Raw genomic sequence first — 18,981 nt, 5'->3', positions numbered from 1 at the left:
GGCAGGCGGGTGGTCCGCCGGGCCGTGTGCGTGCCGGGCCGTGTGCGTGCCGGGTGGCGGTAAAGGTTGCGGGCGCCTCGCGCCAAGGCGGGAGGTCGTCGGACCCGCCGGACGCTCTTCATGTGACGCTGGCCATGTCCTCGTGCCGCCGCCGCGACCACGTGCGAGCCGTGCCGGGCGCGGGGAGCCAGAACAGGCGCCCACATCCGCCTACAAGGAGGTCCGGCATGCCAACGCGTACCGCCTACAAGCCCGGCGTGCCCTGCTGGGCGGACCTTTCCAGCACCGGCCTCACCGCCTCGGTCGGCTTCTACGAGCGGCTGTTCGGGTGGCGGGCGGAGTTCGACCCGCACCCGGAGTCGGGGGGATACGGCCGGTTCACGCAGGGCGGCAAGCTGGTGGCGGGAATCGGCCCGACGTTCGGCGAGAACGTGCCCTCGGCCTGGAACACCTACATCGCCACCGACGACGCCGAGTCCGTCGCCGAGAACGTCAAGGAGGCAGGGGGCCGCATCATCATCGGCCCGGTGCAGGTCTTCGACGAGGGGTGCACGGCGGTCTTCGAGGATCCGGCGGGGGTGTCCTTCATGGTCTGGCAGCCGGGACGGCACTACGGCGCCCAGCTCGTCAACGAACCGGTCGCGATGTGCTGGAACGAGCTGGACTCCCGCGACCCCTTGGAGTCCAGGGGGTTCTATACGGCCGTCTTCGGCTGGGACTCACGCCGCCTCACCGACACGACCGGTGCCGAGTACACCGAGTGGCTGGTGGACGGCAGGCCCGTCGCGGGCATGCGGACGGTAGGCGACAGGTACCCCGAGGAGGCCCCGGGACGCTGGCTGGTCTTCTTCGCCGTCCCCGGCTGCGATGCGACGGCGTGCCTGGCCGAGGAGCTCGGCGGCCAGGTGGTCCGGCCGCCGCGGGACCTTCCCCTGGGCCGGTGCGCCGTCCTCGCCGACCCCCAGGGCGCGACCTTCGCCGTCCTCACCCTCAGGCCCACCCGCTAGCCGGTCCTGGTTCCGCTTGCGCCATGTAAACAGAGCTTTATTAAGGAATCAGTCGGTCCTTAATGTGGTTGCAGGTCTGGGGTGTGCCTGTCGCCGCCGGGCTCGGGAGCGCCGGCGCCGGCCGGTCAGTCCCGCATTCTCCGCGGGTTAGGTAAGGCTACCCTGCGTGATGAACCCCATGTGGGGTACCCGGACATCCGGTTGTCTGACGGGAAGGAATTACGGCACACTGATGTTGTGAAAAACGTGACCGGGATTACGTACGCCGAGAAGGGCGCGGAGCGTGGCACTCGCGCGCGCGTCGCTCGGCTGATCCTGGAACACGGTCCGATCAACGCCGCGGCGCTGGGCCAGCGGCTCGGGCTGACACCGGCCGGGGTGCGTCGTCATCTCGACGCGTTGCTGGCCGAAGGCATGATAGAGCCTCGCACGGCACGGCCGCGTGGGCAGCGGGGGCGCGGGCGTCCCGCCAAGCTGTTCGTGATCACCGACGCCGGGCGCAGCGCCTTCGAGCACGCCTACGACGGCCTCGCGGGAAGCGCGCTGCGCTTCCTGGCCGAGCGTGTGGGCGAGGAGGCCGTGGCCGAGTTCGCCAGATCCCAGGTCAACGGCCTGGTCAAGCGTCTAGAGCCTGCGATGCGCGAGGTGCCCGCCGACCAGCGGGTGCGCGTGCTGGCGGAGGCACTGACGGCCGACGGCTACGCCGCCTCGGCCACCCAGGCCAAGTCGGGAGGCGAGCAGCTCTGCCAGCATCACTGCCCGGTCGCGCACGTCGCCGCGGAGTTCCCGCAGCTGTGCGAGGCCGAGACCGAGGCGTTCGGGCAACTGCTCGGCACACCGGTGCAGCGGCTGGCGACCATCGCCCACGGCGACGGGGTGTGCACCACCCATGTGAGCCCGCGGGCCCTCGCGTCACAGAGAAACGCACCGATCAACCCCCGGCGGAGCGCGACCGTAGACACGTCAGACAGCTCCGACGTGACCATAAGCACTTCGCGGCAAGCGATTGAGAGCAAGGAGACCGGAAGGTGACTGTCACCGACCGCCCGGAGCTTGAAGGCCTCGGGAATTACAAGTTCGGCTGGTCCGACTCCGATGTGGCGGGCTCGACGGCACGCCGAGGCCTGTCCGAGGATGTCGTGCGCAACATCTCCGGGCTGAAGAGCGAACCGGAGTGGATGCTTGACCTGCGCCTGAAGGGCCTCCGGCTTTTTGGCAAGAAGCCCATGCCGAGCTGGGGTTCCGACCTCTCCGGCATCGACTTCGACAACATCAAATATTTCGTCCGCTCCACCGAGAAGCAGGCCGCTTCCTGGGACGAGCTTCCGGCGGACATCAAGAACACCTACGACAGGCTCGGCATCCCCGAGGCGGAGAAGCAGCGGCTGATCGCCGGCGTCGCCGCCCAGTATGAGTCCGAGGTCGTCTACCACAAGATCCGTGAGGACCTTGAGGAGAAGGGCGTGATCTTCCTCGACACCGACACCGGTCTCAAGGAGCACCCCGAGCTCTTCAAGGAGTACTTCGGATCGGTGATCCCGGTGGGCGACAACAAGTTCGCCTCGCTGAACAGCGCGGTCTGGTCGGGTGGCTCGTTCATCTACGTGCCGCCGAACGTCCAGGTCGAGATCCCGCTGCAGGCCTACTTCCGGATCAACACCGAGAACATGGGCCAGTTCGAGCGGACGCTGATCATCGTCGACGAGGGCTCCTACGTCCACTACGTCGAGGGCTGCACGGCGCCGATCTACTCCTCCGACTCGCTGCACAGCGCGGTCGTGGAGATCATCGTGAAGAAGAACGCCCGCTGCCGTTACACGACCATCCAGAACTGGTCGAACAACGTCTACAACCTGGTCACCAAGCGCGCCGTGGCGTACGAGGGCGCGACCATGGAGTGGATCGACGGCAACATCGGCTCCAAGGTCACGATGAAGTACCCCGCCGTCTACCTCATGGGCGAGCACGCCAAGGGCGAGACCCTGAGCGTGGCCTTCGCCGGTGAGGGCCAGCACCAGGACGCGGGCGCCAAGATGGTGCACCTCGCGCCGAAGACGTCCTCGACGATCATCTCCAAGTCGGTCGCGCGTGGCGGCGGCCGCACCTCCTACCGCGGTCTCGTGCAGATCGAGGAGGGCGCCGCGGGCTCGGCGTCGACCGTCAAGTGCGACGCCCTGCTCATCGACCAGATCAGCCGTTCGGACACCTACCCCTACGTCGACGTCCGCGAGGACGACGTGTCCATGGGTCACGAGGCCACGGTCTCGAAGGTCTCCGACGACCAGCTGTTCTACCTCATGAGCCGCGGCCTCAACGAGGACGAGGCCATGGCGATGATCGTGCGTGGCTTCGTCGAGCCGATCGCTCGCGAGCTGCCGATGGAGTACGCCCTGGAGCTCAACCGCCTGATCGAGCTGCAGATGGAAGGAGCGGTGGGCTGACCATGGGTCTCGACTCCAAGCCTCTCTCCACCTTGCGCGGGAAGTCCTCCTTCAAGCTCGAGGACTTCCCGGTGCCGAACGGCCGCGAGGAGATGTGGCGGTTCACCCCGCTGTCCCGCCTGCGCGGGCTGCACGACGGCACGGCGCCGGTCGCCGGCAACGTCGTGATCCACGTGGACGCCGCGCCGGAGGTCTCCGTCGAGACCGTCGGCCGCGAGGATCCCCGCGTCGGCAGGGCGTACACGCCGACCGACCGGGTGAGCGTCCAGGCGTTCACCTCGTTCGAGAAGGCGACCGTGATCACGGTGCCCAAGGAGGCCGTGACCTCCAGGGCGACCGTGATCAACGTGCGCGGCGAGGGCGGCGGCGCGGCCTACGGTCACATCGTGATCGCGGTCGAGCCGCTCGCGGAAGCCGTCATCGTGCTCGACCACCAGGGCAGCGCGGTCTACGCCGACAACGTCGAGTTCGTCGTCGGCGACGGCGCGACGCTCAAGGTCGTCAGCCTGCAGGACTGGGCCGACGACGCCGTGCACGTCTCGCAGCACCACGCCCACCTGGGCAGGGACGCGACGTTCAAGAGCTTCGTCGTCACCATGGGCGGCGACCTGGTACGCCTGTCGCCGTCGGTGTCCTACACCGGGCGCGGCGGCGACGCCGACCTGAGCGGGCTGTACTTCGTGGACGCCGGCCAGCACATCGAGCACCGCCTGCTGGTCGACCACACCGTGCCCGACTGCCGGAGCAACGTCGACTACCGCGGCGCGCTCCAGGGCGACGAGGCGCACGCCGTGTGGATCGGCGACGTGATCATCCGCGTCGAGGCCACCGGCACCGACACCTACGAGCTCAACCGCAACCTCATCCTCACCGACGGCGCCCGCGCCGACTCGGTGCCCAACCTCGAGATCCTCACCGGCGAGGTCGCCGGGGCGGGCCACGCCTCCGCGTCGGGCCGCATGGACGACGAGCACATCTTCTATCTGCAGGCGCGAGGAATCCCGTACGACGAGGCGCGACGCCTGGTCATCCGCGGCTATTTCGCCCAGCTGATCGCGAAGATCGAGGTAGAGGAGATTCGCGACCGCGTGCTCGCGGCCGTGGAGGCGGAGCTCGCGCGATGACGTTCGTGAAGGTCTGCTCTCTGTCCGACATTCCCGACAGCGGCGTCGTCGGCGTCGAGGTGGAGGGCAAGCCCGTCGCGCTGGTCCGCAAGGACGGCGAGGTCTTCGCCCTGCACGACGTGTGCTCGCACGCCGAGGTCCGCCTCAGCGAGGGCGAGGTGTACGACGACACGCTGGAGTGCTGGCTGCACGGATCGTGCTTCGACATCCGTTCGGGCAAGCCGACCGGACCACCGGCGGTGCGGCCCGTCCCTGTCTACCGAGTGAAGCTCGAAGGCGACGACGTGCTCGTCTCGCTCGACAGCGCTGACAATGCTGAAAATGGGGAGTCTTAAGTGTCCACCCTCGAAATTCGTGACCTGCATGTCGCCGTGGAGGACAAGGAAATCCTGCGCGGCGTCAACCTGACCGTCCGGTCGGGGGAGACCCATGCCCTCATGGGCCCGAACGGCTCGGGCAAGTCGACGCTCGCCTACGCGATCGCCGGTCACCCGAAATACACCATCACCTCCGGCACGGTGACCCTCGACGGCGAGGACGTCCTGTCGATGACCGTCGACGAGCGCGCCCGTGCCGGCCTGTTCCTGGCCATGCAGTATCCCGTGGAGGTCCCCGGCGTCTCGGTGTCGAACTTCCTGCGCAGCGCCGTCACGGCCGTGCGCGGGGAGGCGCCGAAGCTGCGCACCTTCACCAAGGAGCTGAAGCAGGGCATGGAGGCCCTGTCCATCGACAGCGCCTTCGCCCAGCGCAACCTCAACGAGGGCTTCTCCGGCGGAGAGAAGAAGCGCCACGAGATCCTCCAGCTTGAGCTGCTCAAGCCCAAGATCGCGATTCTCGACGAGACCGACTCCGGGCTCGACGTCGACGCCCTGCGCGTGGTCTCCGAGGGCGTCAACCGCTTCGGCGCCGAGGGCGACACCGGCGTGCTGCTGATCACCCACTACACCCGGATCCTGCGCTACGTGAAGCCGGACTTCGTCCACGTCTTCTCGGCCGGCCGGATCGTCGAAGAGGGCGGGCCCGAGCTCGCCGACAAGCTCGAGGCCGAGGGCTACGAGCGTTACACGAAGGCGAGTGCATGACAGAGAGCATGTTCGATGTGGAGAGGATCAGGAAGGATTTCCCGATCCTCTCCCGCGAGCTGCCCGGCGGAAGGCCGCTGGTCTATCTCGACTCGGGCAACTCCTCGCAGAAGCCCGCGCAGGTCATCAACACCATGCGTGATCACCTGGAGCAGCACTACAGCAACGTCGGGCGCGCCCTGCATGTGCTGGGCAGCGAGTCGACCGAGGCCTACGAGGGCGCCCGCGACAAGGTGGCCGCGTTCGTCGGCGCGCCGAGCCGCGAAGAGATCATCTTCACCAAGAACGCCTCTGAGGCGCTCAACCTGGTGGCGTACGCCTTCGGCAACCCGACCAACACCGACGAGCGGTTCACGATCGGCCCCGGTGACGAGATCGTCGTCTCCGAGATGGAGCACCACTCCAACATCGTGCCCTGGCAGCTGCTCGCGCAGCGCACCGGCGCGAAGCTGCGCTGGTTCCCCGTCACCGACGAGGGCCGCCTCGACCTCTCCGGGCTCGACGACCTGGTCAACGAGCGCACGAAGATCGTGTCGATCGTCCACCAGTCCAACGTCCTCGGCACGGTCAACCCCGTCGCCGACGTCCTCGCGCGGGTGCGCCGGGTCGGCGCGCTGATGATGCTGGACGCCTCGCAGTCGGTGCCCCACCGCACGGTCGACGTGGCGGCGCTCGGCGTCGACTTCGTCGCCTTCACCGGGCACAAGATGGTCGGCCCGTCCGGCATCGGCGTGCTGTGGGGGCGCCACGAGCTGCTCGACGCCATGCCGCCGTTCCTCGGTGGCGGCGAGATGATCGAGGCGGTCTGGATGGACCACTCGACCTACGCCCCGGTGCCGCACAAGTTCGAGGCGGGCACCCCGCCGATCGTCGAGGCGATCGGGCTGGGCGCCGCCGTCGACTACCTCACGAGCGTCGGCATGGCCGACATCGAGCGCCACGAGCACGAGCTCACGGTCTACGGGCTGGCGGCGCTGGGGGAGTTCCCCGGGCTGCGGATCATCGGTCCCACCACGGCCGAGGATCGCGGCGGCATACTGTCGTTCACGGTTCCAGGCATTCACCCCCACGATGTGGGGCAGATCCTTGATGACCAGTTCGGCGTCGCCGTACGGGTCGGCCACCACTGCGCCCGTCCGCTGCATCTCCGGTTCGGAATACCGGCGACCACGCGGGCGTCTTTCTACTTGTACAACACCACGGACGAGATCGACGCTCTGGTCCGGGGCCTCCACCACGTCCAGAAGGTGTTCGGATAAGAGATGATCGCCGAGTCGCTGTACCAGGAGCTGATCCTGGAGCACTACAAGCACCCGCAGGGCCGCGGCCTGCGTGAGCCGTACGACGCCGAGGTCCACCATGTGAACCCGACCTGCGGTGACGAGGTCACGATGCGGGTGAAACTGGGTGATGGCGGTAAGGTCGAGGACGTCTCCTATGATGGCCAAGGCTGTTCGATCAGCCAGGCCGCCGCGTCGGTGCTTCACGAGCTGACCACCGGCTCGACCGTGGACGATTCCCTCGCGGTCGTGGACGAGTTCACCCGGCTCATGCAGGGCAGGGGCCAGGTGGAGCCCGATGAGGACGTGCTGGGGGACGCTGTGGCGTTCGCCGGTGTGGCCAAGTATCCCGCCAGGATCAAGTGCGCCCTGCTCGCGTGGATGGCCTACAAGGACGCGGTGGTGAGGAGCTCGGCATGAGAGACCATGATGAGCCGGTCGACGGATACAACAGCGGTCCCGCCCGACGGGCGGCCCGAGCACGACTAGGCGAGGAGACGGCGGCGTGAGCAAGCCTGTGGAGACCCCCACCGGGTTCGATGGTGAGACTTCGCTGGACGAGGTCCTCGAAGCCCTCCGGGACGTCGTCGACCCCGAGCTGGGAATCAACGTGGTCGATCTCGGGTTGGTGTATGGTGTGAATCTTGACGCCGGAGATTCTGGCGCGGCGCCGGTCGCGACCATCGACATGACGCTGACCAGTGCGGCCTGCCCGTTGACCGATGTCATCGAGGAGCAGGCGCATTCCGCTCTGGATGGCATGGTCTCCGACGTTAAGATCAACTGGGTCTGGCTTCCCCCGTGGGGGCCCGACAAGATCACCGACGATGGGCGCGAGCAGCTTCGCATGCTCGGCTTCAACGTCTGATCGCGAACGTCCCGGCCACGGCCGGGACGGTGCTTCACCTGCCGGGTTCTGCGCGTGACGTTCACACGGGCGTCTCTCCCGGCCCTGCTCCACTGTGGTTCGGCCACCCCAGGCACCTGATCGTCAGTTGCCGGCCGTACCCGCTTGATCGCGGCCTTACCAGGTTGGGTTAGACTTCTCGTCGCCCATGATGAGTGGTGCTCGCGTGTCGCGATAAACGCACCACTCGGCGTCCCCCCGGATGCCCACGTGTTCGAGTACGGCCCATGCCGTACGCCCCGGCTCGTCCTTTCGCAGAAGTGACGTGCCATGTCTCTTCGATCGAAAGGCACGACAAAACGTGACCAGCATTAACACCGCCATGCCCGCCGACATCCTGATGGCTGCCGGGCACGATGAGGCGGCGCCGACCGCGCTGCCGGACCCGGCGGTGTCCGGCCAGACGGGTTCCGCGACCGCGGTACCCGCCGGTGCTTCCGTAGAGGCGACCGCGGAGATCCCCGCAGGGCCCTCGGAGTTCACCCTTCTGGGCCTCCCCAAGCCGCTGGTGACCGGACTGGCGCGGCAGGGCATCGCCAGCCCGTTCCCGATCCAGCGGGCCACCATCCCCGACATTCTCGCGGGCCGCCACGTGCTCGGCCGGGGCCAGACCGGCTCGGGCAAGACGCTGGCGTTCGGCCTGCCCACCATGAAGATCGTCTCTGGCGCCAAGGCGGCCCCGCGCCGCCCGCTCGCCATCGTCCTGGTCCCCACCCGCGAGCTCGCCATGCAGGTGACCGACGCTCTCGAGCCGCTCGGCCGGGGGCTGTCCCTGCGGCTGAAGACCGTCGTCGGCGGCATGTCGATGGGCAGGCAGATCGAGGCCCTGCGTCGCGGCGTCGAGATCGTCGTGGCCACCCCCGGGCGGCTCACCGACCTCATCCAGCAGGGTGAGTGCTCGCTCCAGGACGTCAAGGTCACCGTGATCGACGAGGCCGACCACATGTGCGACCTCGGCTTCTTCCCCGTCGTCAGCGCGCTGCTCGAGCAGACGCCCGCGGACAGCCAGCGCCTGCTGTTCTCGGCCACCCTCGACGGTGACGTGGACAAGCTGGTCCGCCGCTTCCTCAAGGACCCGGTGACGCACTCGCTGTCCCCGGCCACCTCCTCGGTCGTCACCATGGAGCACCACGTGCTCCAGGTCACGCGTGACGACAAGTTCGCCGTCACCGCGGAGATCGCCAACCGTGAGGGCCGCACGATCATGTTCGTGCGCACCCAGCACGGTGTCGACCGCCTGGTGAAGCAGCTCGCCCGGGTCGGCGTCCGCGCCGGCGGCCTCCACGGCGGCAAGCGGCAGAACCAGCGCACCCGCATCCTCGCGGAGTTCCGCGAGGGCACCGTCAAGGTGCTGGTCTGCACCGACGTCGCCGCCCGCGGCATCCACGTGGACGACGTCAGCCTGGTGCTGCACGTCGACCCGCCGATGGACCACAAGAGCTACCTGCACCGTGGCGGCCGTACGGCCCGCGCCGGGGAGCGCGGCACCGTCATGACCCTCGTGCTTCCCAACGAGCGCCGCTCCACCGAGACGATGACCCGCCGGGCCGGCGTCGAGCCGTTCCGCCTCAAGGCCACGCCGGGTCACCCGCGCCTGGCCGAGGTGGCCGGTGCCCAGCAGCCGAGTGGCGTGGAGATCCCCGTGTGGGAGCCGTCCGCCCCGGTGGCGAAGCGCCCGCGCCGTGAAGGCGGCGGCCACGGCGGCGGCGAGCGCCGTCCGCGCCGGTTCCACGACCGTCCCCGCGAGGACGGCGAGCGTCGTGCCGCCCCGGAGCGCCGCGAGGGCGGCTACCAGGGTGAGCGCCGTCCCGAGAGCCGTGGCGACTTCCGCGGCGCTCCGGGAACGCGGAGCTCCGGCTTCCGCGGCGGCCGGCCCGCCTCGGGCTCGCCCGACCGCTCCGGCGGACGCGGCTACGGCCGCTGACCGGCCCCGTAAAATCGACCGCTGACTGATCGACGAGGCCCAGGACGGCATGACACCGCCCTGGGCCTCGTCGTGTTCCCCGCGCCGGTGTTCCCCGCGTCAGGATCGGACGGGCGGAGGAGCGGTGCTGCCACGAGGGGTGAGGCGGGCGGCGTGGTCCTCGAACCCCGTCACGCGCTCGCCCTGGATCAGCGAGAGCAGGCGCTGGGCGGCGTGCGCCCCGTACGCGGGGATGTCGCGGCTCAGCGCCGTCAGCGGCGGCCGGACCACCTGCGACAGCGGGGAGTCGTCCCAGGCGACGATCGACAGGTCCCCGGGCACGTCGAGGCGCATCTCCTGGGCGACGGACAGCCCGGCCACGGCCATGATGTCGTTGTCGTAGACCACGGCGGTGGGCCGGGAGGGTGAGCTGAGCAGCCTTCGGGTCGCGCGGGCCCCCTCCTCGCCGGTGTAGTCGGTGTGCACGGTCACCGACTCCGACACCCCGAGCCGCTCGCAGGCCACGTCGAACGCCTTGTCGCGCAGCACGGTGTGCAGCAGCTTGGGAAGTCCCGCGACCCGGGCGATGCGGCGGTGGCCGAGCGCCGTGAGGTACTCGACGGTCTCGCGGACGGGCACCGCCTCGTCGGACCAGACCGGGATCAGCGAGCCCGACTTGGAGGGGTCGCCGAGCACGACGACCGGCATGCCGAGCGCCTCCAGCTCCGCCACGCGGGAGTCGGCGAAGTGCAGGTCGACCATGATCGCGCCGTCGATGCGTCCCTCGCCCCACCAGCGGCGATAGACCGCCATCTCCTCGTCGTGGTCGGTGACCACCTGGATCATCAGCGCGTACGATCGTGGGGACAGCTCGCCCTCGATGCCGCTGATCAGCTCCATGAAGAAGGGCTCCACGCCGAGGAAGCGGGCGGGACGGCACAGGGCCAGCCCCACGGTGTCGGCGCGGGCGCCGTTCAGGGCGCGGGCGGCGCTGTTGGGGCGCCAGCCGATCTCGTCCGCGATGGCCAGGATCCGCGCCCGTGTGGACGCCGACACCCCGGGCTGGCCGTTGAGAGCGTAGGAGACCGCCCCCTTGGAGACACCCGCCTGCTTAGCGATGTCAGCGATGGTCGGTCGCTTCATAGGGGCCCCCTCGCTGAACCGGTCTACACTAAGCGCGGCTGTCCGTACCTTACTACGGCCCCATGCTGCGGTAATGACCAGGACCACTCTCCTTTGCCGGGGAGCGCAGGATCGACCTCGACGGGACGGCCGTGCCGATGAATGCCGGAGCATGACGTCCATGCGCCGTTGACACCTCTGTCATACGCGCCGTAGTTTCGCGATACTTATCCGGTTCAGCGTGCCTCCATCTCCGCAACAGGAGGAAACTTGAGCATGTACCGTCCGCTGCACGACGGCTGGACCCTGACCGCCGTATCGGACGAGGTGGACATCGCCGGCATCCCGGCCACCGTCCCCGGCTGCGTGCACACCGACCTGCTCGCGGCCGGTCTCATCGACGATCCCTACCTGGACGACAACGAGAACCGGCTCACCTGGATCGGCCGTACCACCTGGTCCTACGCGACCTCCTTCACCTGGCACGCGTCCGGCGACGGCTCCGGCGGGGACGACGAGATCGACCTGGTCTGCGATGGCCTGGACACCGTGGCCACCGTGGTCCTCAACGGCGCCGAGGTGGCCTCGACGGCGAACATGCACCGGTCCTACCGCTTCCCCGTGCGCCACCTGCTGCGTGAGGGCGAGAACAGCCTTCAGGTCAGGTTCGGCTCGCCGTACTCCTACATCGATGAGCGGCGGGCCGAGCTCGGCGACCGCCCGGGATCCTATGACGAGCCCTACCAGTTCATCCGCAAGATGGCCTGCAACTTCGGCTGGGACTGGGGGCCCACCCTGGTCACCTCGGGCATCTGGCGGCGGATCGGCCTGCACTCCTGGAGCGGCGCCCGCCTGGCGTCCGTGCGCCCCGTGGTCACGCTGGACGGACGCGACGGCCGCGTCCAGGCGCACGTCACCGTGGAGCGCGCGGCCGGCGGCCGGCCGGCGGCCCCCCTCGTGGTGACCGCGTCGGTGGCGGGCGTCACCGCCGAGGCGCGGCTCGCGCCGGGCGAGCGCGCGGCCGTCCTGGAGCTGAGCGTGCCCGAGCCCGGCCTGTGGTGGCCCCGCGGGTACGGCGAGCAGCCGATGTACCCGCTGACGGTCGGCCTCGGCCCGGAGGCCCCGGAGCAGGACACGGGGGAGAACCGGGACACCTGGACCAGGGACATCGGGTTCCGCTCGCTCCGGCTCGACCGGGCCGACGACGCCTTCGCGATCGTCGTCAACGACGTGCCCGTCTTCGTCAAGGGCGCCAACTGGATCCCCGACGACTGCTTCCCCACACGGATCACCCCCGAGCGCCTGGCCCAGCGGCTCGGCCAGGCGTGTGAGGCCAACCTGAACCTGCTGCGGATCTGGGGCGGCGGCCTGTACGAGAGCACGGAGTTCTACGACCGGTGCGACCGGCTCGGGCTGATGGTCTGGCAGGACTTCCCGTTCGCCTGCGCGGCCTACCCCGAGGAGGAGCCGTTCGCCTCCGAGGTCGAGGCGGAGGCCCGGGACAACATTGTGCGCCTCGCTCCCCATCCGAGCCTGGTGCTGTGGAACGGCAACAACGAGAACGTCGAGGGCTTCGCCGACTGGGGCTGGCGGGAGAAGCTCGACGGGCGGACGTGGGGCGCCGGGTTCTACTACGACCTGCTGCCGCGCCTGGTCGCCGACCTCGACCCGGCGCGGCCCTACTGGGCGGGCAGCCCCTACTCCGGCGCCCCGGACCTGCCCCCCAACGACCCCTCCCGCGGCACCGTCCACATCTGGGACGTGTGGAACCGCGAGGACTACCTGCGGTATGGGGAGTACAGGCCGCGGTTCGTCGCGGAGTTCGGCTTCCAAGGGCCGCCCGCCTACGCCACGCTGCGCCGCGCGCTCGGCGACGACCCGCTGACCCCCGACTCGCCCGGCGTGCGGCACCACCAGAAGGCCATCGAGGGCAACGCCAAGCTGCTGCGCGGTCTCGGCGACCATCTCCCGGCGCCCGAGACGTTCGACGACTGGCACTACTGGACCCAGCTCAACCAGGCGCGTGCCATGACCTTCGGCATCGAGCGCTTCCGGTCGCTCGCGCCGTACTGCATGGGGACCATCATGTGGCAGCTCAACGACTGCTGGCCGGTGGTCTCGTGGGCTGCGATCGACGGCGACGCCCGCCGCAAGCCCCTCTGGTACGCGCTGCGCCGCGTCTACGCCGACCGGCTGATCACCTTCCAGGACGGAGGGGTGGTGCTGGTCAACGACCGCGACGCGGAGTGGACCGGCGAGCTGTCGGTGACCCGGCTCGCGCTGACCGGGGAGCCCCTGGCCAAGGGCGCCTTCCAGGTGACGGTTCCCGCGCGCGGCACCCTGCCCGTGCGGTTCCCGGCGACGCTCGCGACGGCCGGCGACCCAACGAGTGAGGTCCTGACGGCGCGTCTCGGCGAGGAGGCCGCCCTGCGGTTCTTCGCCGAGGACCCGCAGGTGGCGTTCCCCGAGGCCGAGTTCGACGTGGCGGCCGAACCTGTGCCGGGCGGCGTGCGGGTCACCGTGACCGCGCGCACGCTGGTGCGCGACCTCGCGCTGTTCCCCGACCGGCTCGACCCGGCCGCCGAGGTCGACGACATGCTGGTCACGCTGCTCCCCGGCGCCACCGCGACCTTCCTCGTACGCGCTCCCGGCGAGCTGGACCCGGCCGCGCTCACCCGCCATCCGGTGCTGCGCTGCGTCAACGAGGCCGCGCGATGAGGGTCGCCCTCGCCCTCGACATCGGCGGTACCAAGATCGCCGGAGCGGCCGTCCGGGACGACGGCTCGCCGCTCACCGGGGTCGAGGTACCGCTGAGGGGCGACCCCACGGGCGCGTTGCTGGAGGTGGTGGCGAAGATCGCCGCGCGGGCGCCCGAGATCGCGGGCGTGGGGATCGGCTCGGCCGGGCCCGTGGACCCGCGCGCCGGAACGGTCAGTCCGGTCAACATCCCGCAGTGGCGCGGATTCCCGCTGGTGGAGACGGTGCGCACCGCCGTCCCCGGCGTGCCGGTGCGCCTGGCGGGCGACGCCCAGTGCATGGCGCTCGGCGAGTGGTGGCGGGGGCCGTACGGCCCGGCGGGCGCGATGCTCGGGATGGTGGTCTCCACCGGGATCGGCGGCGGCCTGGTGATCGACGGTGAGCCGTACCTCGGGCCCACCGGCAACGCCGGGCACATCGGGCACATCGCGGTGGAGCCCGGCGGCGAGCCCTGCCCGTGCGGCGGCGCGGGATGCGTGGAGATGATCGCCAGCGGGCCCAGCATGGTCCGCTGGGCGCTCGCGAACGGCTGGAGATCCCGGTCCTGCACCGCCCGGGGGATGCGCGCGGGAAGCACCTGGCAGGCCCCGGGCGCGGACGCGCTGGCGGCGGACGCGCGGGCGGGGGTGCCGGTGCCGGTCGCGGCCTTCCGCCGCGCGGCCGTGGCCCTGGCGACGGCGGTGCTCACCGCGGCCGCCCTCTTCGATCTTGACAACGTTGTCATCGGCGGGGGCGTCGCCGCGGCGGGACCCACCCTGCTCTCGCCGCTCCGCGAGGAGATCGCCGCGCGGGCCGGGCTGCCCTTCCTGCGCCGCCTGCGGGTCGAGGCGACCTCCCTCGGACGCGACGCGGGACTGTACGGCGCCGCCGCGCTGGTCCTCCGGGGAACGCCCTGACCGGGGGATTCCTTCCGGGACCTCCCCGGATTCCTTTCAGGGCCCGCCATCACGCCGGGACACGCCCGGAGGCCTGATGTCATCGAGCGAATGTGGTGGTTAGCACGTGTTCCGCTCGTGGCCGACTACTCTGGACGGGCAGGCACACCGACGTGAGAGAGATCATGAAGACCTTCGAAGAGCTGTTCGCCGAGCTGTCAGAGAAGGCGAGCACCCGGCCCGCCGGGTCGGGCACCGTCGCGGCCCTGGACGCCGGCGTCCATGCCATCGGCAAGAAGGTCGTGGAGGAGGCCGCCGAGAGCTGGATGGCGGCCGAGTACGAATCCACCGACCGGGCGGCCGAGGAGATCTCCCAGCTCCTCTACCACGTGCAGGTTCTCATGATCGCCCGAGGCATCGGGCTCGACGAGGTCTACAAGCATCTTTAGGCCGGGCTCCTTCCGGCCTTCACCGACCGGCCTCGTCCTCTCCGATCCGAAGGATTCACCCAAGCCATGCTCCGCCTCGCCGTACCGAACAAGGGCATCCTCACCGAGGCCGCCCAGACCATTCTCAAGGAAGCGGGCTACCGCGTCCGCAAGGACTCCAAGGAGCTCGTGGTCATCGACCCCGACAACTCCTGCGAGCTGTTCTTCCTGCGGCCCCGCGACATCGCCGTCTACGTCGGCGAGGGCACGCTGGACGCCGGCATCACCGGCCTCGACATGCTCTTCGACTCCGGCGCCCCCGCCGAGGAGATCATGCCGCTGGGGTTCGGCGTCTCCACCTTCCACTTCGCGGCCAGGCCCGGCGCGTTCTCCTCGGTCAAGGATTTGGCGGGCATGCGCATCGCCACCTCCTACGCCGGGCTGCTCGGCAAGTACCTCGCCGAGATGGGCGTCGAGGCCAGGGTGATGAAGCTCGACGGCGCGGTCGAGACGGCGATCCGCCTGGGCGTGGCCGACGCCGTGGCCGACGTCGTGGAGACCGGCACCACGCTGCGCAACGTCGGGCTGGAGGTCTTCGGCGAGCCGATCGCCCACTCCCAGGCGGCTCTGATCAAGCAGGTGGGGGCCGAGGAGACCGTCGGCGTCACGCAGCTGGTCCGGCGGCTGCAGGGCGTGCTCGTGGCCCGCGACTACGTCATGATCGACTACGACATCCGGGCCGAGCGCATCGACGAAGCCATCTCGATCACGCCGGGTATGGAGGGTCCCACCGTCTCCCCGCTGCACCGCGAGGGCTGGGTCGCCGTCCGCGCCATGGTCCCCCGCAAGGGCCACCAGCAGATCATGGACCAGCTCTACGACATCGGCGCCAAGGCCGTCCTCGCGACCGCCATCTTCGCCTGCCGCATCTGAGCGCCGTTCCGCGCTAGGTCTTGGTGAGCCGGTCGACGCGCTTGGTGATCGGCGGGTGTGTCGACCACCAGGCGAACCTGGCCGGTCTGGCGGCCACCAGGCCCATCGCGGGCACCCCCGCGGCCCGCAGGTCGGTCTTCGGGATCCCCTTACGGTCGCTCACCTTGAGGAGTGTGGCGGCGAGCAGCGCGGGCTGTCCGAGCTGCTCGGCGGCGTCGTGGTCGGCCGCGATCTCCCGGTATCGGCTGAGCGCCCGCAGGGGCAGATGCGCGAGGGCGCTGAGCAGGCCCGCGGCGGCCCCTCCCACCAGTACCGCCGCGCCCAGCATCGGTGCCTCGAAGAACGCGCCCGGCGCACTCCTCGCGACCGCGCCGGTCCCGCGCCCGATCCAGGCCATGAAGATGGCGAGCGAGCTGGCCAGTGTCATGACGGCCACATCCCGATGGCGGATGTGCGCGATCTCGTGCGCCATCGCGGCCGTCAACTCGTCCGGCTCCAGGGCGTCCAGCAGGCCGGCCGTCACGATGATCGTCGTGTGCCGGTGGGAGCGGCCGACCGTGAAAGCGTTGGGCGCCCGGTCATGGCTGATCGCCACACGCGGCTTCGGCAGGTCGTTCAGCGCGCAGAGGCGGTCCAGCACGGCATGCAGTTGAGGCTGCGCTTCCGGGCCGGCCAGTCGTGCGTGGGCGACCCGGCGGGCGAGGTATTCGGTTCCGAACCATTGGGCGGCGACGACGAGCACCACCACGGCGATGATCGCCGGCCAGGGTACCCCGGCCCAGAGGGCCGCCCCGGTGGGGATCGCGTAGACGAGCATGAGCAGGACCATCGCCGCGATCATGCGAGGAAGCAGACCGTGTGGTGCGCGAGAGGTCATTGCCACTCCTTCCATCCGCCACAGCGACCGGAAGGCCTGCCCCCGCCGGGGGCGCCTCGGCCGGAGGAGCCGCGCAGGCATTCGCGAACGTGCTCCCCCTGCAGCCATTCTGCTCGATCGTTCCCGGTTTCGGGCTCCACGGCCCTCACGGATCGCGGCCGGCTCGTCGTACGGGCGGGGTGGCCGATGACAAATGTCATCGCCGAGGCCGGACGGCCGGCACTGAGGATCGTCCCGGCGTTTCCTACCGTTGCCGGTATGAGCTCCGCTCGCCATGCGGGCTGCTCGTGCGTGATCCGTCGACCAGGCCGAGCGATGGCTGAGTGGTTCTGTCACAAGTCGCTTATGTCGCCGACCAGATCAGCATCACTCGCCAAGCCATCTATAGAATATAGACGTAGATCCACACGCGCCGCCGACCTCGCATACGCGTATGTTGACCTGCTGTATACCCCCCTTTGGCCCTTGCTGGGTCCAGTGGAATGGTATGCACTCGTAGTCGGCTGTGCGAGTTTCTTTGTCGTAATAAACTTCGTTCGCCAGGTAGAAGTCGAACCGTGCCGTGCTGCCGTAACCGAGGTGGTCGCACATCTTGCCCTGAAGCGTGACAGATCGGTAGTCGTGCCACGTGATGGAGCCCATCGTGTAGCCGGAGGGCCCACTGATATCGAAGTAGCTTACGGAATCGGCGTAGGCCGGTGCGGTGTTGAGCCCGACCGCCGCGAATATCGCCACGACGGCCACAACGGTCCAGGCTTTGAGGCTTCGTACCATTCTCTCCTCCAGCTGACTCGACGGTGTGAATCCTCGATTTGATCCTTCTTTATGGTCGGCGGCATCGACCGCGCGCTTTCTTCTCGGCCGGGCAGCGTAGGGTGAGGATGAAACGGTTGTCATCACCGGCGATCTCATGCTTCCTGGTGCCCGGCCGATCATTGATCGGCCGGGCACCGTGTCTTTTCGTGACTCCGCTCGCCATGCGGGCTCTCGGTCACAAAACTGCAATCCGGACCGGACCGGATAGCGCCTTCCCTGCGGGAATCCGGGAGTCGGAAGCGGCGTTCCTGATGACGGCTCGCCGGCGAGCGGGTGTTCGATCCCGGCCTGGCCGCCGCCCTCAGCGCCGGCCCGAACCCGCTGTCCGTCCGCGTGCGCGACGTCCTCGCCGCCGCCGACGGCTCCACCATCGGCGACATCGCGTCGCGCTTCCACCTGTCCGAGGGCGCCGTTCGCGACTACCTGTCCACCGCCATCCAGAAGACCCACACCCGCAACCGCAGAGAAAAGCCGTCCAACGAGCCCAGACCCAGGGTCTGGGCTCGCCCTGGCCTAACCGACCGCGGGCGCCTCGCCGTACGCCGGCAGGCGCGTCCTGGCCGGGGAGCGGGTGATCGATCCGGCGCTCGCCGCCGCCGCGCTGAGCGCCGGACCGAACCCGCTGTCCCAGCGTGAGCGGGACGTCCTTGCCGTAGCCGCCGACGGCTCCACGATCGGTGACATCGCCCTGCGCCTGCACCTGTCGGAGGGCACCGTCCGCGACTACCTCTCTACGGCCATCCAGAAGACCCACGCCCGCAACCGCATCGAGGCGGTCCAGCGGGCCCACGCCCAGGGCCGGCTCTGACCGCCGGCACAGGCGTCCTTCGGTGCCCCCAGCCGCGAGTGTCCGGGACTGAAGGCACCGCCGGGCCCCCGCGTCCGTGACTGAAGGCACCGCCGGGCCCCCGAGGCCGGGACTGAAGGCACCGCCGGGCCCCCGAGGCCGTGCCCCCGTCAACGCTCGGCCGGGCGGGAGAGACCCGGCCGAGCGCCACGTCTACTCGATGTCGCAGATGGGGGCGCCGTCGTAGAAGCAGGTCGCGTTCTCGATGCTGGAGAACTTGGTCCACTTGAACGCGGGCACCCAATGGCTGCTGGTGCCGCCCCACCGCTCGACCTTGTACCTCTGTTCCACCATTACTGCGTCGGTGTCCCAGTTCGTTCCGTTGATCTGGTCGTCGGACCGTCCTGACGGAAGCCAGTAGGTCCGGCATCTGTACGTCGCGCCGCCGTCCACGGAGCACGATTCGTTCAGGTTGGAGCCGGAGAAGGTCGCGATCTTGACGGTGTAGCTGGAAGACAGCCGGTTGGTGACGTCCCCGTCCAGTGCCCCCGCGTGCGCCGGGGGGGTGGTGAGCAGGATCGGGAGGCTCACGCCGACGATCCCGAGAGCGGTTATCAGCCTTTTCTTCATCCTTTGTCCTAT

Annotated in this window: 19 protein-coding genes; 15 read left to right on the top strand and 4 right to left on the bottom strand. The window is 69.5% G+C overall.

From position 1 onward, the window contains the following. Positions 1-227 precede the first annotated feature (227 nt). The 10 genes from ABD810_RS25080 (at position 228) to ABD810_RS25035 (ending at position 9,765) form a co-directional block, all read left to right on the top strand. A complete protein-coding gene (locus tag ABD810_RS25080; protein ID WP_344945183.1) occupies positions 228-1,007 on the top strand; it encodes a VOC family protein in 780 nt (259 codons plus the stop codon). A gap of 246 nt (positions 1,008-1,253) precedes the next feature. Further along, positions 1,254-2,039, top strand: coding sequence for a helix-turn-helix transcriptional regulator (locus ABD810_RS25075; RefSeq protein ID WP_344945180.1), 786 nt, complete (start codon positions 1,254-1,256; stop codon positions 2,037-2,039). Then, positions 2,036-3,448, top strand: a complete 1,413-nt coding sequence (gene sufB, locus ABD810_RS25070; protein WP_344945177.1) for a Fe-S cluster assembly protein SufB — start codon at positions 2,036-2,038, stop codon at positions 3,446-3,448. The genes ABD810_RS25075 and sufB overlap by 4 nt, the downstream gene beginning before the upstream one ends. Positions 3,449-3,450: 2 nt before the next feature. After that, the gene (gene sufD, locus ABD810_RS25065; RefSeq protein ID WP_344945174.1) at positions 3,451-4,572 is read left to right on the top strand and encodes a Fe-S cluster assembly protein SufD; all 1,122 of its coding nucleotides are present in this window, start codon (positions 3,451-3,453) and stop codon (positions 4,570-4,572) included. Then, on the top strand, positions 4,569-4,907 hold the full coding sequence (locus ABD810_RS25060; RefSeq protein ID WP_344945172.1) for a non-heme iron oxygenase ferredoxin subunit: 339 nt from the start codon (positions 4,569-4,571) through the stop codon (positions 4,905-4,907). Before sufD ends, ABD810_RS25060 begins: the two co-directional genes overlap by 4 nt. Then, a complete protein-coding gene (sufC, locus tag ABD810_RS25055) occupies positions 4,908-5,654 on the top strand; it encodes a Fe-S cluster assembly ATPase SufC (protein ID WP_344945170.1) in 747 nt (248 codons plus the stop codon). It begins immediately after the preceding gene. Then, complete coding sequence (locus ABD810_RS25050) at positions 5,651-6,913, top strand: cysteine desulfurase (protein ID WP_344945166.1); 1,263 nt, start codon at positions 5,651-5,653, stop codon at positions 6,911-6,913. The genes sufC and ABD810_RS25050 overlap by 4 nt, the downstream gene beginning before the upstream one ends. Positions 6,914-6,916: 3 nt before the next feature. Continuing rightward, positions 6,917-7,354 (top strand): Fe-S cluster assembly sulfur transfer protein SufU, encoded by a 438-nt coding sequence (gene sufU, locus ABD810_RS25045; RefSeq protein WP_344945163.1) that lies wholly within the window; start codon positions 6,917-6,919, stop codon positions 7,352-7,354. A gap of 85 nt (positions 7,355-7,439) precedes the next feature. Continuing rightward, on the top strand, positions 7,440-7,802 hold the full coding sequence (locus tag ABD810_RS25040) for a metal-sulfur cluster assembly factor (protein WP_344945160.1): 363 nt from the start codon (positions 7,440-7,442) through the stop codon (positions 7,800-7,802). 340 nt (positions 7,803-8,142) lie between these two features. Continuing rightward, the gene (locus ABD810_RS25035; protein ID WP_344945157.1) at positions 8,143-9,765 is read left to right on the top strand and encodes a DEAD/DEAH box helicase; all 1,623 of its coding nucleotides are present in this window, start codon (positions 8,143-8,145) and stop codon (positions 9,763-9,765) included. A gap of 99 nt (positions 9,766-9,864) precedes the next feature. Here the strand turns inward: ABD810_RS25035 and ABD810_RS25030 are convergent, their stop codons facing one another. After that, positions 9,865-10,887, bottom strand: a complete 1,023-nt coding sequence (locus ABD810_RS25030) for a LacI family DNA-binding transcriptional regulator (protein WP_344945154.1) — start codon at positions 10,885-10,887, stop codon at positions 9,865-9,867. Between the two features lie 249 nt (positions 10,888-11,136). On the opposite strand from ABD810_RS25030, the gene ABD810_RS25025 reads away from it, so the two are divergent. From ABD810_RS25025 to hisG, 4 genes are all read left to right on the top strand, one after another. After that, positions 11,137-13,584, top strand: a complete 2,448-nt coding sequence (locus ABD810_RS25025) for a glycoside hydrolase family 2 protein (protein WP_425566949.1) — start codon at positions 11,137-11,139, stop codon at positions 13,582-13,584. After that, the gene (locus tag ABD810_RS25020; RefSeq protein ID WP_344945152.1) at positions 13,581-14,519 is read left to right on the top strand and encodes an ROK family protein; all 939 of its coding nucleotides are present in this window, start codon (positions 13,581-13,583) and stop codon (positions 14,517-14,519) included. Before ABD810_RS25025 ends, ABD810_RS25020 begins: the two co-directional genes overlap by 4 nt. Before the next feature lie 164 nt (positions 14,520-14,683). Continuing rightward, the gene (locus ABD810_RS25015) at positions 14,684-14,947 is read left to right on the top strand and encodes a phosphoribosyl-ATP diphosphatase (protein ID WP_344945149.1); all 264 of its coding nucleotides are present in this window, start codon (positions 14,684-14,686) and stop codon (positions 14,945-14,947) included. A gap of 66 nt (positions 14,948-15,013) precedes the next feature. Then, entirely contained in the window at positions 15,014-15,859 is an 846-nt protein-coding gene (gene hisG / locus ABD810_RS25010; protein ID WP_344945146.1) for an ATP phosphoribosyltransferase, read from the top strand. Positions 15,860-15,872: 13 nt separating this feature from the next. Here hisG and ABD810_RS25005 read toward each other — a convergent pair whose 3' ends face one another. Both ABD810_RS25005 and ABD810_RS25000 read right to left on the bottom strand, forming a co-directional pair. Beyond that, the gene (locus tag ABD810_RS25005) at positions 15,873-16,736 is read right to left on the bottom strand and encodes a M48 family metalloprotease (RefSeq protein WP_344945144.1); all 864 of its coding nucleotides are present in this window, start codon (positions 16,734-16,736) and stop codon (positions 15,873-15,875) included. 366 nt (positions 16,737-17,102) lie between these two features. Continuing rightward, entirely contained in the window at positions 17,103-18,002 is a 900-nt protein-coding gene (locus tag ABD810_RS25000) for a hypothetical protein (protein WP_344945142.1), read from the bottom strand. A 121-nt stretch (positions 18,003-18,123) separates the two neighbouring features. Here ABD810_RS25000 and ABD810_RS24995 point away from each other — a divergent pair, with 121 nt between their 5' ends. After that, on the top strand, positions 18,124-18,360 hold the full coding sequence (locus ABD810_RS24995; protein WP_344945139.1) for a helix-turn-helix domain-containing protein: 237 nt from the start codon (positions 18,124-18,126) through the stop codon (positions 18,358-18,360). Between the two features lie 192 nt (positions 18,361-18,552). Here the strand turns inward: ABD810_RS24995 and ABD810_RS24990 are convergent, their stop codons facing one another. Beyond that, on the bottom strand, positions 18,553-18,969 hold the full coding sequence (locus tag ABD810_RS24990; RefSeq protein WP_344945136.1) for a hypothetical protein: 417 nt from the start codon (positions 18,967-18,969) through the stop codon (positions 18,553-18,555). Positions 18,970-18,981: the final 12 nt, after the last annotated feature.

Origin of the sequence: Sphaerisporangium flaviroseum, assembly GCF_039537005.1 — a bacterium.
In the GTDB taxonomy this organism is placed as follows: Bacteria; Actinomycetota; Actinomycetes; order Streptosporangiales; family Streptosporangiaceae; genus Sphaerisporangium; species Sphaerisporangium flaviroseum.
This window is presented reverse-complemented; position numbering and strand designations above follow the sequence as displayed.

Bases quoted from the DNA above. Each gene is read 5' to 3' on its own strand.
- sufU (WP_344945163.1), top strand. From the start codon at position 6,917: ATGATCGCCGAGTCGCTGTACCAGGAGCTGATCCTGGAGCACTACAAG.
- ABD810_RS25005 (WP_344945144.1), bottom strand. From the start codon at position 16,736: ATGACCTCTCGCGCACCACACGGTCTGCTTCCTCGCATGATCGCGGCG.
- ABD810_RS25050 (WP_344945166.1), top strand. From the start codon at position 5,651: ATGACAGAGAGCATGTTCGATGTGGAGAGGATCAGGAAGGATTTCCCG.
- ABD810_RS24990 (WP_344945136.1), bottom strand. From the start codon at position 18,969: ATGAAGAAAAGGCTGATAACCGCTCTCGGGATCGTCGGCGTGAGCCTC.
- ABD810_RS25015 (WP_344945149.1), top strand. From the start codon at position 14,684: ATGAAGACCTTCGAAGAGCTGTTCGCCGAGCTGTCAGAGAAGGCGAGC.
- ABD810_RS25020 (WP_344945152.1), top strand. From the start codon at position 13,581: ATGAGGGTCGCCCTCGCCCTCGACATCGGCGGTACCAAGATCGCCGGA.
- ABD810_RS25060 (WP_344945172.1), top strand. From the start codon at position 4,569: ATGACGTTCGTGAAGGTCTGCTCTCTGTCCGACATTCCCGACAGCGGC.
- sufD (WP_344945174.1), top strand. From the start codon at position 3,451: ATGGGTCTCGACTCCAAGCCTCTCTCCACCTTGCGCGGGAAGTCCTCC.
- hisG (WP_344945146.1), top strand. From the start codon at position 15,014: ATGCTCCGCCTCGCCGTACCGAACAAGGGCATCCTCACCGAGGCCGCC.
- ABD810_RS25030 (WP_344945154.1), bottom strand. From the start codon at position 10,887: ATGAAGCGACCGACCATCGCTGACATCGCTAAGCAGGCGGGTGTCTCC.
- ABD810_RS25080 (WP_344945183.1), top strand. From the start codon at position 228: ATGCCAACGCGTACCGCCTACAAGCCCGGCGTGCCCTGCTGGGCGGAC.